The sequence below is a fragment of the Undibacterium sp. GrIS 1.8 genome (assembly GCF_040544445.1).
GTDB lineage: Bacteria > Pseudomonadota > Gammaproteobacteria > Burkholderiales > Burkholderiaceae_D > Undibacterium.
Window position 1 is genome coordinate 16,097 of record NZ_JBEONQ010000024.1, and the last position, 13,114, is coordinate 29,210.

The following is a 13,114-nucleotide window of genomic DNA, read 5'->3' on the forward strand; positions in this document are numbered from 1 at the left end:
CGTCTTAAAATACATTAACATGGGTTAATAAATAGTCTTGCTTGTGGAGGCTATTCAACATGTGCATTGGAATTATCATGAAATCACCGAACTTCGCGTCAAAGATTTATCTCTTTCATTGCACATTTTTCAGCCTGCTATTGTCCGCATGTGGTGGCTCCTCGTCCGCTCCATCCACATCCGCAGATAGCGCCAACGCAGCAGCCTCAACAACGGCCCCCTCCAACACGACTAGTGGTTCCCAAACTGGTTCAACGGCAACCACCTCGTCGCAAATAATTACGGATATTAAATTCCAAAATACTGGCAGCACAGACCAGACGAATACGCCAGTCACTTTTGGTCAGGTGTTTGCTCCCGGTGACGTACCTTCGTCATCTATCCTTGCCGGTAAGTTGAGTGACGGTACTGCTGTTCCTATCCAAGTTGATGCAAAAGCGACGCACCCCGATGGTTCTTTGCGTCATGCGATTATCTCGGTCCTTATCCCCAAATTGCCTGCGCAAAATCCTACTCAATTACAAGCATTGAGCTTAGTCAAAACAAGCGGTGCTGTAACTGCTCCGGTAGCCGTCAACCCGATTGGCTTAGTTAATGCTGGCTTTACTTCTAGTGTGAGTGTCAATTTAGCTGGGCAAACCTATACCGCCTCGGCCGACGCGCTATTACGCGGTGGTAAATACATCACTTGGCTAGCCGGACCTATCGCCAATGAATGGGTGGTCTCTGCACCTTTAACAACGGCGCAAGGCGTCGCACATCCGCACCTCACAGCACGTTTTGCCATCAGATCATTTACCGGCTTGAGCAAGGCGAAGGTCGATATCACTATTGAAAACAATTGGGCTTATGAGCCAGCACCACAAAATTTGACCTATGATGCGCAAATTCTTGTGTCTGGTCAGACAGTGTATTCCAAGTCCGCGTTGACGCATTACCACCATGCCCGCTGGCGCAAAGTCGTTTGGTGGGGCGCAGAGCCGCAAGTGCATCTGCAGCATAACACCGCGTATTTAATTAAAACCAAAGCGATACCTAACTATGATCAGAGTATCGTGTTTTCCACGGCCTCTTTTGCAACGTTGCGTAGCCGATTTGTTGGGGTGGTCACTGAGCCTATGGGCAGTGGCATTGCGCAACCTTATATGCCAGGACCGGGAGGGCGACCTGATATCGGTTTGGTGCCCGGCTGGGCTGCAAATTATTTGTTGAGCATGGATAAAGATGCAAAAAACGTGACCTTAGGTACGGCTGATCTGGCAGGTAGCTGGTCCATGCATTACCGCGATAAAAATACCGACAGGCCGATCAGTTTGATGGATTATCCCTACATGACGGTACTGGGAAATTCAGGCGACACCATGAATCCAGTTACCAAGAAGCTAGAGGCATTTCCTATCTGTGGCGGGGTTTGCACCAATCCGAATGTTGCTGATTCTAATCACGAACCTTCTTTTTCTTACTTGCCATATCTGGTGACAGGTGATTTTTATCATCTGGAAGAATTGCAATTCTGGACGATGTGGAATCTGTTTCAGAGTAATCCCGGTTACCGCGACAATATCAAAGGTTTGTTTAACCGCACGCCAGTCCGCGGACAGGCATGGATTTTACGTACCCTTGCCGAGGCTGCTTACATCACGCCTGATAAAGATGCGTTCAAAGCGCAATTCGCACAATTTTTATCTAATAATCTAGATTGGTATAACGCCAGTTACAGCAACAACCGTGATCCCAAAAATACACTGGGCGCAATTTTCGACGCTTATTCAACCGCGTATCCCGATGCGCAAGGCGTTGCCAACCGTGGTATTGCGCCTTGGATGGATGATTTCTTCACCTCGGCAGCAGGGCATGCAACTGAACTAGGCTTTACACAAGCAGCGCCGTTACTGCAATGGAAGGCGAAATTCCCTATCAGTCGTATGGCTGACCCTAGCTATTGCTGGATTTTAGGCGCGATTTATTCGATGAATGTCAGAGATACCGCGACCAGTAGTTACTACACGACGATCGGGCAGGCTTATTTAGCCAGCAGCCCAAGCACTTTGACCTCCTTGGCCTGCGGCAGTGCTGCGATGGCGGCTAACCTGGGATTAAAGGTCGGTGAGATGACTGGGTACTCCAACGGAACAGAAGGTTTTCCATCAAATATGCAACCGGCGCTGGCATACAGCGTAGATTCTGGCGTGACAGGCGGCGCTAACGCCTGGCAAATTTTTATGAATCGCTCGGTCAAACCTGATTACTCCACCAATCCCCAATTTGCGGTGGTACCTCGATAATTAAAAATATGTTCGTTCTGGTGTAATTATCTTGTACTCGCACCATGCGGGATACAAAAATGGGCTCAAGATAATTGCACCTGAACCGGAAAATATCTTTATAATTTGCTACTAAAATTAAAGCTAAGTAAACGCAGCAAACTTAGCAAACCGTCTGGCTGAGGGAAGAAATAGATCAAGTAATAGATCAAGTAATAGATCAAGTAATAGATCAAGTAATAGATCAAGTAATGCGCTATATCTATCACTCGCAACAGGCAAATTTGGTAACGCAGGATCAGCTCCCATTTCAAAATAATTTCCAGCAGGCGTCGGCTGCCTCCGCTTGAGCAAGACAGAAAACGCATGCAGTTATTGACTTTTAGTACCTTATTTCCCAATGCACAGCGCCCTGGTCACGGCATTTTTGTCGAGACTCGTTTGCGTCATTTGATTGCCAGCGGTCAAGTCAGTACCAGGGTAGTCGCACCTGTACCTTGGTTTCCAAGTACCAATGCCTATTTTGGTGACTATGCGAGTTTTGCCAAAGTGCCGCTGCATGAGAACCGTTTTGGTATGTCGGTAGATCATCCTCGCTACTTTTTGCCACCAAAAATCGGTATGAACATCGCACCTCAGATGTTGGTGCGCGCGGCAAAACCTTGTATCGCAAAGATGATCGATGAAGGCTACGATTTTGATTTGATAGACGCACATTATTTTTATCCTGATGGCGTAGCCGCCAGCAAGTTAGGTCAATACTTTAATAAGCCAGTTGTGATTACCGCACGCGGATCTGACATCACTTTATTACCTAGCTTTACCAAGCCGCGCAACATGATTTTGCAGGCCGCAGCAGAGGTCGGTGGCATCATTACCGTTTGCAATGCATTAAAAGACGAGCTGGTACGTTTGGGTGTCAATGCTAAGAAGATCGTCTCTCTGCGCAATGGTGTTGATTTGCAATTGTTCCGCCCTGTCGACAGGATCGTGGCGCGTAAGGCGCTAGGCTTAGACCATTTCACTTTGCTTACAGTTGGGCATCTTGTACCTGTTAAAGGACATGAGCTGATCCTCCGTGCGATGCCTTTGTTGCCAGATATGCGCTTGTTGATCGCCGGCCATGGCATGCTCAGGCAGGCACTGGAGCAACAGGCAATCGATTTAAAAGTTGCCGACCGGGTGACATTTTTAGGCGCCTTAAAACAAGACGAGTTAAGGACATACTACGGTGCTGCCGATGCTATGATCTTAGCGTCTGAACGCGAAGGTTGGGCGAATGTATTGCTGGAATCCATGGCATGCGGTACGCCAGTTGTGGCCAGCACAGTGTGGGGTACGCCGGAAGTAGTCGCCGCGCCAGAAGCTGGAGTGTTGATGGCTGAGCGGACGCCCACTGCTTTGGTGCAAGCCGTCCAGCGCTTGCGGTCCGATTATCCAGATCGGGCAGCGACGCGTCGTTATGCTGAGCATTTTAGTTGGGAAGCGACTACCCAAGGACAACTGACATTATTCAGGCAGATTTTAGAACGTGCTTCTGCAGGCTAGAAAGCAGTCAAGTTTAGGTAGTTAAATAATATACTCATAATGAGTATATTTTAATCGTCCAGAGATTATTTGGACAATTAGACTTATTTTATAAAAAATAGGGGGAGTATGTGTTTATCGGCATAATCCCCTCGAACTAAATTACGGTTGTTTGCCCGTCCATCCGGTGCTAAGTGATTCAGCACCAAGGAATTAAAGCAAACATCCATTCATCAGGAGACGTCGTGGAAAGTGCACTTTGGGCTATGAATTTAGTGGCTGTGGTTTATCTGTGCTTTTGGGCAATCCGACAAGATAAGCAAGAACAAGCGCGCGAACAAGCCGAACAGGCTGCCGTCACTGATATCAAGGAATAGAGAACCGCATGCGTGATATTGTTTTGCTCGCAGTATTACCGCTGCTCATTTACGTCATCTTGCAGCGACCTTTTATCGGTCTTGGCCTGTGGATCTGGACTGCCTTGTTCAATCCCAACGGCTGGGTCTACGGCATGGCTGCGACGCTACGTTATAACCTCCTATTTGCTGCCGCTACTATCGGCGTGTATTTAGTCTCTAAACGAAAACCCAAAGTAAAACTAGGTAATGTCGGCGTACTAGTCATTTTATTTTTTATCTGGACCACGCTGAGTAGTTTGTTTGGCATTGGCATCGCTGATGTGACCTGGGATTTCTGGGGACGCCTGACTAAAGTATTGGCGCTGTTCTTGTTCGTGATACTGGTCATGGAGAAAAAACTTCACCTGGATTTTTTTCTGTGGTGCCTGATTTTTTCAGTCGGTTTCTATGCCGGTATTGAAGGGCTCAAATACATTTCTAGCGGCGGCGCGCACAATATCGAAGGTATGGCTGGACACGTACTTGGTGACCGCAATGAGCTGGCACTAGCGATGGCGATGTTGCTTCCCATTTGTTTTTATTTGCTAGGTGAGTACGGCAAGAAATCTTGGATATTGAAGTTCGGTCTGCTAGGTTTGATCGTACTAGTCGTTACTGCGATTATTGGCACCAGCTCGCGCGGCGGCATGGTGGCGCTGGCATCTGTTGGTGGCTATCTGTTCATCAAGAGCAAGCGCAAAGTCTTATTCGCAATTTTATTTGTCTGCATCGGTAGTGCGATGATAGGTTTGATTCCTGCCGAATGGTTCTCTCGTATGGATACCATCAGTAATGCGAGTGAAGACGGCTCGTTTATGGGGCGGGTGATTGCCTGGAAGCTCTCGTTTATTCTTGCTACTCAGCATCCTCTGTTTGGCGGCGGATTTAAAGCGTTGGAGAACGGTATTGTCTGGTATTCACTCAGCCAGGATTTCAATCTTTATCCCTTCTTTTATACCGGAACAGCGGTACCGAATCCCTTCTTATCTCGTGCCGCACACAGTATTTATTTTCAGGTACTAGGCGATCATGGATTTGTCGGCTTGCTGATTTTTGTGTCGATTCTGGGACTGTCTTTTGTCAACGCAGGCAAAGTCGCTAAAAAAACCCGCGAGGCGAATGGGCCTGATTGGCTATTCAATCTGGCGACAATGGTGAGGCTCTCTATTTTTGCTTACGCTGTCGGTGGCGCTGCTTTGAGTTTTGCGTACTTCGATATGATTTACGCTTTGTTTGCCATCGTGATCGTCCTTGAATACAAAATATTGCCCTCCGTCATTAAAGATCAGGAAAAAAGAGAGCAAGAACTTTTACTTCAACAAAAACAGCAAATTATCCCAGCTAAGCCCTAATAAAACACAATCTTGAATATTAATTTTCATGCATTTATTGTAACATTACGGTTTTATATCATCGTCCAAAAATGAGAACGCCGCATCAGTTTGACATGTGGCTTTTCGCTTCAAGAATACGATCCATGCTCGATATGCTCGAATAACGGGGCTGCAATTATATGGCTGCACACAAACAGAACGCCCTACTCTCATCGCAATTTATTCGCAGCATCGGCAATCGTATTGCACAACTCAGTTCAGAGGGACGAGTGTGCATCATTACTTACCACCGGATACTGGAACACGCTGATCCCTTGCTGGAATCCGAGCCGGATGTCAGCACGTTTTATTGGCAGATGAAAGCATTGGCGAGAAATTTCAATGTACTGCCTTTATTCGATGCAATCACCGCGTTGAAGGAAGGCCGTGTTCCACCGCGCGCAGTTTGTATCAGCTTTGACGATGGTTATCGGTCGACACATGATTTGGCATTGCCGATCTTGCAGGAATTCAATTTGCCCGCCACCATCTTTGTCACCACCGCCTATTTGGGTGAGGGCAATATGTGGAACGACAGAATCATTGAGGCGATCCGCCGGGTGCCAAACGGTGAGCTGGATTTACGTGATATTGCGATGGGCGTCCATCAAGTACATACGATGCAGGACAGGCATCAACTGGTTAAAAAGATTAACGATGATTCCAAATATTTGTCAGCCGATGGACGCCTCAATGTCATTCGCAAGCTAGAAAAATTAGCGGGTGATAACCTCGGTGCCGGATTGATGTTGACACGCGAGATGCTAGTCAATCTTTCTAACTCCGGAGTAGAAATTGGTGGTCACACGATCACGCATCCCATCCTGACTAAATTAGAAGATGACGTAGCCCGATACGAAATTGTTCAAAACAAAAAGGTTTTGGAGGAGATCATCGGTAAGCCATTACGCTTGTTTGCGTATCCCAACGGCAAAGTCGGTAAAGACTTCGATGGTCGTCATATGACTATGGTAAGAGAGGCCGGTTATGTCGCCGCGTTCAGTACCGCGATGGGTGCCGCGGTCAAGACCGACAATTTTTTTCAGATTCCGCGTAGCCGTCCTTGGGACACGACGCCTTTTATGTTTCAGTTGCGCCTGTTACGCTGGCTCGCTGGCTTTGGATCTCACGGTAACACCAATATTGAAGAATTAAAAAAACGCGCTTTGCTGATCGCTTTTCATTTTCCGCCGCAATCGGCCAGTAGTGGCATACAACGTACCTTGAGTTTTACCCGCAATTTACCTGAGTGGGGCTGGGAACCGATGGTGTTGTCCGCCCATCCCATGGCCTACGAACAAAAAAATTCCTCTCAGGTGAATCAGCTTCCAGCCGGCACGATTGTGAAACGGTCTTACGCCCTGGACGCTAAACGGCACCTTGGTATTGCCGGACGTTATCCCGAAATCATAGCACTGCCTGATCGCTGGATCTCGTGGTTATTTTCCGCAGTTCCGGTGGGATTGATGCTGATCCGACGCTACCGGCCAGAAGTGATCTGGTCTACGTTTCCCATTTCTACTGCGCACTTAATTGGTCTTTGTTTGCAGAGATTAACGGGTTTGCCATGGATTGCCGATTTCCGTGATCCGATGTTACAGCCAGAATATCCTAAGAGTAAATTACAAAGAAAAATGTACCAATGGATAGAACGTCAAACCATACGCCATTGCACCAAAGCGATGTTCACTACCCGCAGCGCAATGCAGTCGTACCAACAGCGATTTCCTGATGTTGCCAAAGGGAAGTTTGTGGTGATTGAGAATGGTTATGACGAGGATGGTTTTGCTGCAGCAGAGCTGGCAGCAAAGCAGGCAGCAAAGAGCGTCACTTTAATACCTGATAATAAAATTACCCTGTTGCACAGTGGTGTTTTATACACGGAGGGACGTGATCCTAGCGCATTCTTTGCGGCAATCTCTAGCTTAAAATCACAGGGCGAGATAGACCCAGAGCATTTTCAGGTGATTCTGCGTGCGCCTGGCGATGATGCGTATTTTCAGGACTTAATACAACAATACGGTCTGGAAGGAATTGTCCATGTCGCGGCACCAGTTCCTTATCGTGAAGCGTTGGCGGAAATGTTGCAGGTACAGGGTTTATTGCTGTTTCAGGGAACGCCCTTTAATCGACAGATTCCCGCAAAAATTTACGAATACTTCCGAGCACGCAAACCGATTTTTGGATTACTTGATCCCGCAGGCGATACAGCTAGTGCACTCAAGGTAGCAGGATTCCATGATTTAGCCGAGATGAATTCGGCTGAGGCGATTACGCTTGCACTTAGAGCGTTCATCAAAAAACTTCGTTTGGGACAAGCGCATCTTGCAGATGATAGCGTGGTGCAGGCGTCTTCTCGTAAGCACCGTGCGCGGCAATTGGCGCAAATTTTTGCAGAGGCGAGTGAGCCTAGCGGTAACTCTGCTTTCATTATTTCCGAGCACCATTAGCCAGTCTGTACGTTGCTATCCAGGTCAATAAAATCAATCTGATTATCAACAGAAATCAGTTACCAATGAAAGTAAAAGAATCTGCGTATGAGTAGTGAAATGCGATCAAAAACAATCAGAGCGATGGGTCACCTTGGCCTTGGCAGCGCTTTGGGGAAAGTTATTTCGCTAAGTACGACCTTGATACTGGCACGCATCCTAAGTCCGGCTGATTATGGCTTGATGGCAATTGCGATGATCGTAGTTAGCTTCATCGGATTTTTAAATGAAGTTGGAATCGGTTCTGCCATCGTTCAAAAAACCAAGCTGTCTACAACAGAAGTCAATGGCTGTTTCGTTATCGCGATCTTAGTGAGTATCGTTTTATTTTTGATCACACTGGCTGCCAGTGGACCCATTGCACAGTTTTATGCACATCCGGAATTACAAGCCATGATCTCCGTGCTGGCGAGTAGTTTTATCTTCGGTGCATTTAGCACAGTACCGATGGCTTTTTTGCGCAAAGAGATGCAATTTAAAGCAATCGCAGGCGTGAATATTCTTGCGACACTAATACAAAGTATCGTCAGTCTGGTGCTTGCGTTTCTGGGACAAGGCGCTTGGTCACTAGTCTGGGCTAGTGTTTTTTCCAGCATCGTTACTAGTTTAGGATTTTTTATACTTTCATCATGGAGACCGAAAGGTAAGTATGGGATACGAGAAGCAAGTAATTTAGTTATTTACGGCTTACATGTCACTAGCACACGTATATTTTGGTATTTATATACTAACGCCGATAAAGCAATTATAGGAAAAATGCTGGGAGCAAAAGCACTAGGTATTTACGATGTTGCTTTTTCAATTGCAACCTTGCCTACTGCGCAAGTCATGACACTAGTTATTAACGTTGCTTCGCCTTTATTTTCTAAACTTCAAAATAATTTATCAGAATTATCATCAGTGGTTCTCAAATTGACACGGGGGGTTGCTTATCTTACTTACCCTGCTCTGATCGGCATGTTGGTTTGTTCGCGTGAATTAATCTTGGTATTACTAGGCCCAGATTGGATAGATGTACTTATCCCATTTAGTGCCCTGTGTTTAATGGGACTGATCAAATCGGTCGATCCCTTGTTATCACAAGTGCTGACAAGTACCGGACATGCGAAAAAACTCTCTGCCTATACCGCGATGTGCAGCGTGGTGATGTTGTCGGGTGTAATCGTCGGCGCATTGCTGGATGGATTACGTGGCGTGTCAATCGTCTGGGTCGTGCTGTACCCGCTGCTGTCCATCAAACTGCTGAGCGACGTGAGCAAAATCACTGGCATGTCCATGCTGTCTTATTACCGTAATTTATGGCCAGTATTGTTGGGAACAACGGTGATGGGTATAACGGTTTTATTAGCCAGAACGATTGCCTTGCCGTTGATCCATTCCATTCCGGTTTTATTGGCGGTAGAAGTCATGGTCGGTATGCTGACCTATTTTTTCTGGATTGTGTATCTGGACCGGAAAGGTCTGGAGCAAATCCGTCAGACCATGCTGGATCTGGGCATCGCAGAAAACCGATTGAACCGCTGGCCGTTTATTCGCCATTCAACCTCATCCTAATATGCCTCTAAAGTACAAATCAGATATGCCAGCAGTGGTGATCGGCGGTGGCGTCAATGCGCTGGGCATTGTGCGCAGCCTGGGTGCTGCTGGTATTCCTGTGGTGGTAATGGATACCGACGCCAAAGCACCGGCAATGCGCTCCAAATATGCAAAAAAAATCGTTGTTCCGGTATTGGAAGGGCAAGATTTTATTGATCAACTAATAGCGTTTGCAGTTAATTTTTCTAGTCCGTTGACCCTATTTTTGACGGAAGAAAAAACCGTCAAAACAGTATCAGAATTACGCAGTCAGATTGATGCTGCTTATCGCATCCGCTTGCCGGAACACGACTGTCTGATGCAATTGATGCACAAGCAGGGTTTTCAGGATCTCGCTGAAGCGTATCACGCACCTATTCCCAAGACCGTTCGTCTGGAGGGACCAGATGATTTAATCCAGGTAGAAAAATTACAATTTCCTTGCGTGTTAAAGCCAAGTGAGAAAAATTACGAATATGGTGCACGGTTTAAGAAAGCATACAAGATGCTTTCTATGGACGAACTAAAAAAACAGTATCTTGAAATACATCCGGTTCTGGCGGATATGGTGGTGCAGGAATGGATCGAGGGACAGGATTCCGAAATCTATTTTTGTCTGCAGTATCTGGGAAAAGATGGCGAGTTAGTCGCCTCATTCACTGGCCGGAAAATACGCTCATGGCCTGTCAAAATTGGTGGCACCGCAAGTTGTACAGCAGCCTGGGAATACGATCAAGAGTTGACCGCAATGACCAAAGCTTTTTTTGATCAGGTCAGTTTTACCGGCATGGGTAGTATGGAATATAAGCGCGATGAGCGTGACGGTAAGTTCTACATGATAGAGCCGACGGTTGCCCGCACTGATTTTCAGGAGGAGGTCGCTACCCTGAATGGAGTGAATTTACCGCTTGCAGCATTTTTATATGAAAACGGATTGCCGGCGCAGCAGATCAACAAGCCGCCATCACCGATAGTCTGGCGCGATCCCCAATCTGATCGCTGGGCATTTGAAGAGGGCGGCAAGTTAGCGGATGAACGCTCTAGTACTTCGGCTATTTACGATGCGTATTGGCGCTGGGATGACCCTTTGCCCTGGATCGATTTTATGTTGGATCGGGTTCTGCAGCGACTACGACGTTGATTAGCAGAGGCGGAGCCAGATTCGATAAGACAGCCGGTTGTTGAGCACTAGGATCAGTCAAAGAAATAAAGAGAGAAACAAGAAAAATGAATCACATTAAGCAATTAGTTAAAGATAAATTGGGCATGAGTGTATTTCCAACCCAATCGATAGAAACCCATTTAAAAGCAGCTGCCGACTGGCTATTGCAAGCACAACTGGGGACGGCGGATGACGGTGTTGCTCATAGTTTTGATATCCGTGCGCAAAAATGGCTAGCTTCTTATCCCGAGACGACTGGCTATGTTATTCCTACTTTGTACGATTACGCAAAATATTATAATGCGCCGATTTACGCCGAGGCCGCCAGGCGGATGACGGAATGGGAATGCGATATTCAACTACCTGATGGTGGTGTCCGCGCAGGTACTATGGATGCAGAGATTGTGGCGCCAACGATTTTTAATACCGGGCAAGCCTTATTCGGTTGGGCAAAAGCGTATCTGGAAACTCGTGACGACCGTTATAGAATTGCATTGAACCGCGCTGCTGATTGGCTGGTTGCAGCACAAGATGAGGACGGTGCATGGCGTCGTTTTCCATCGCCTTTTACTACTTCCAAATTGAATAGCTATAACACACGCTCTGCTTTCGGTCTGGTGCGTGCGTATGAGGCAGTTGGAAATACCCGATATCTAGAAGCTGCAATTGCGAACGTCGAATGGACGCTGGCACGCGCTCAGGCCAATGGCTGGTTGCCAGATAACTGTTTGTCCGACAATGCGGATTTGACTGCACTGACGCACACGATCGCGTATTCTATTCGCGGCATTTTGGAAGTTGGTGTTGCGGCAGAGCGACCTGACTATATTGACCGTGCGCTGAAGATGGCAAAAGCAGTCGCCGTACAGCAGCGTGAAGATGGCGCGTTGAATGCGTTTTATACGCCCGAATGGAAAACGGCAGTTACTTGGAGCTGCGTCACCGGTAATTCACAAATGGCGATCAATTGGCTGCGCCTGGCGCAACTCACAGGTGAGACATCGTTGATCGCACATGCAAAAAAAGCTAATCGCTTCAATATGAACATACAAAATTTGATTACTGACGATCTGCATGTGCGCGGCGCGATGAAGGGCTCTCATCCGATTAACGGTGGATATATGACGTATCGTTACCCTAATTGGGCGACCAAGTTCTTTATGGATGGATTGATGTTGGAGCAATTGTTCGATAAGGTGAAGAACATCGGGTAACACTTTCTTACAAGTTAGTGAATCAGTCACCAGTAGTATCGCATTAGGTTTATGCCGGTGATGGTAGATTTTTATCTAGTCACTATTAGCCGCTGTTAACTATTATTAACGGATGTTTGAAGCAAGGCGTTGTATTTACTCTGATCAATTTATGTTAGATGTTTTTTTTACTGTTGATGTAGAAATCTGGTGCGGTGGTTGGAAGAATATCGACGCCAAGTTTCCACATGCCTTTCAGCAATATGTGTACGGTCGTACTGCCAAAGGCGAGTACGGTCTGCGCTATAAGCTGCAACAGTTGCGCGATCACGGTTTGTATGGAGTGTTCTTTGTAGAGCCTCTGTTTGCTACTCGTTTTGGATTAGAGCCGCTAGCAGAGATCATCGGACTGATTCAGGAGCATGGGCAAGAAGTGCAATTGCATATGCATCCAGAATGGGTCGATGAGGCCAAGCAAGTCTTACTCATTAATAGTGAACATAAACGCCAGTTCATGCGTCAGTTCTCGCTGGAGGAGCAGACGACCCTGATTGCTAAAGGGATAGAGTTAATCCAGCAGGCTGGCGGCGGACGAGTGAATGCGTTCCGCGCAGGAAGTTTTGGTTTTGATCTGAACACCTTGCACGCGCTAGCCGCGAATCAAATCCCATTTGATAGCAGCTATAACGCCAGCATGATGGGTCTTGAAAGTGGTGTTTTGCCAGGACAAACCCTTAACGATCCAGTCGAATGTGCTGGTGTGATTGAATATCCGATGACGATCTTTAACGACGGTACTGGCGCACCAAGACATGCACAACTCGGTGCCTGTTCTAATCTGGAACTGGAGGGTTTATTGCAACAGGCTTACGACTATCAGCGTAAAAGCTTCGTCATCTTGTCGCATAATTTTGAGTTATTGAACGCCAATCGTGATAATGCCGACCCTATCATGATTAAGCGTTTTCGCCGTTATTGCGAGTTTATGGCCAATAATAAAAGCAGCTTCAATATGCGTGGTTTTCGTGGCTTATCACCAGTGATTTCTGAGTCATCTGCTCAGGCCTTGCATTCTCCACGTTGGAAAACCTTGCACCGCATAGCTGAACAAGTCCTGCGTCGCAGATACTAGT

The 13,114-nt window shown here is 46.9% G+C and carries 9 protein-coding genes; all 9 read left to right on the forward strand.

Translation table 11 applies throughout. From position 1 onward, the window contains the following. Positions 1 to 77 precede the first annotated feature (77 nt). The gene (locus AAKU64_RS12745; RefSeq protein WP_354330149.1) at positions 78 to 2,285 is read left to right on the forward strand and encodes an RIFT barrel domain-containing protein; all 2,208 of its coding nucleotides are present in this window, start codon (positions 78 to 80) and stop codon (positions 2,283 to 2,285) included. A gap of 345 nt (positions 2,286 to 2,630) precedes the next feature. Continuing rightward, positions 2,631 to 3,812, forward strand: a complete 1,182-nt coding sequence (locus tag AAKU64_RS12750; RefSeq protein ID WP_354330151.1) for a glycosyltransferase family 4 protein — start codon at positions 2,631 to 2,633, stop codon at positions 3,810 to 3,812. 224 nt (positions 3,813 to 4,036) lie between these two features. Then, complete coding sequence (locus tag AAKU64_RS12755; protein ID WP_354330153.1) at positions 4,037 to 4,168, forward strand: hypothetical protein; 132 nt, start codon at positions 4,037 to 4,039, stop codon at positions 4,166 to 4,168. 8 nt (positions 4,169 to 4,176) lie between these two features. Further along, positions 4,177 to 5,541, forward strand: coding sequence for a putative O-glycosylation ligase, exosortase A system-associated (locus AAKU64_RS12760; protein WP_354362212.1), 1,365 nt, complete (start codon positions 4,177 to 4,179; stop codon positions 5,539 to 5,541). Positions 5,542 to 5,702: 161 nt separating this feature from the next. Further along, positions 5,703 to 8,012: a polysaccharide deacetylase family protein gene (locus AAKU64_RS12765; RefSeq protein WP_354362213.1), complete on the forward strand. Its 2,310-nt coding sequence runs from the start codon at positions 5,703 to 5,705 to the stop codon at positions 8,010 to 8,012. 99 nt (positions 8,013 to 8,111) lie between these two features. After that, complete coding sequence (locus AAKU64_RS12770) at positions 8,112 to 9,605, forward strand: lipopolysaccharide biosynthesis protein (RefSeq protein ID WP_354330159.1); 1,494 nt, start codon at positions 8,112 to 8,114, stop codon at positions 9,603 to 9,605. A gap of 1 nt (position 9,606) precedes the next feature. Beyond that, positions 9,607 to 10,767 carry a carboxylate--amine ligase gene (locus AAKU64_RS12775; RefSeq protein WP_354330161.1) on the forward strand — a complete coding sequence of 387 codons (1,161 nt, stop codon included), beginning with the start codon at positions 9,607 to 9,609 and terminating at the stop codon, positions 10,765 to 10,767. Positions 10,768 to 10,853: 86 nt separating this feature from the next. Continuing rightward, a complete protein-coding gene (locus AAKU64_RS12780) occupies positions 10,854 to 12,002 on the forward strand; it encodes an ulvan lysase-like protein (protein ID WP_354362214.1) in 1,149 nt (382 codons plus the stop codon). 151 nt (positions 12,003 to 12,153) lie between these two features. Next, on the forward strand, positions 12,154 to 13,113 hold the full coding sequence (locus tag AAKU64_RS12785) for a polysaccharide deacetylase family protein (protein WP_354330165.1): 960 nt from the start codon (positions 12,154 to 12,156) through the stop codon (positions 13,111 to 13,113). Position 13,114: the final 1 nt, after the last annotated feature.

Excerpts from the sequence above, each read along its gene's own strand:
- AAKU64_RS12780 (WP_354362214.1), top strand. The coding sequence starts at position 10,854 with ATGAATCACATTAAGCAATTAGTTAAAGATAAATTGGGCATGAGTGTA.
- AAKU64_RS12765 (WP_354362213.1), top strand. The coding sequence starts at position 5,703 with ATGGCTGCACACAAACAGAACGCCCTACTCTCATCGCAATTTATTCGC.
- AAKU64_RS12775 (WP_354330161.1), top strand. The coding sequence starts at position 9,607 with ATGCCTCTAAAGTACAAATCAGATATGCCAGCAGTGGTGATCGGCGGT.
- AAKU64_RS12750 (WP_354330151.1), top strand. The coding sequence starts at position 2,631 with ATGCAGTTATTGACTTTTAGTACCTTATTTCCCAATGCACAGCGCCCT.
- AAKU64_RS12760 (WP_354362212.1), top strand. The coding sequence starts at position 4,177 with ATGCGTGATATTGTTTTGCTCGCAGTATTACCGCTGCTCATTTACGTC.
- AAKU64_RS12745 (WP_354330149.1), top strand. The coding sequence starts at position 78 with ATGAAATCACCGAACTTCGCGTCAAAGATTTATCTCTTTCATTGCACA.
- AAKU64_RS12785 (WP_354330165.1), top strand. The coding sequence starts at position 12,154 with ATGTTAGATGTTTTTTTTACTGTTGATGTAGAAATCTGGTGCGGTGGT.
- AAKU64_RS12770 (WP_354330159.1), top strand. The coding sequence starts at position 8,112 with ATGCGATCAAAAACAATCAGAGCGATGGGTCACCTTGGCCTTGGCAGC.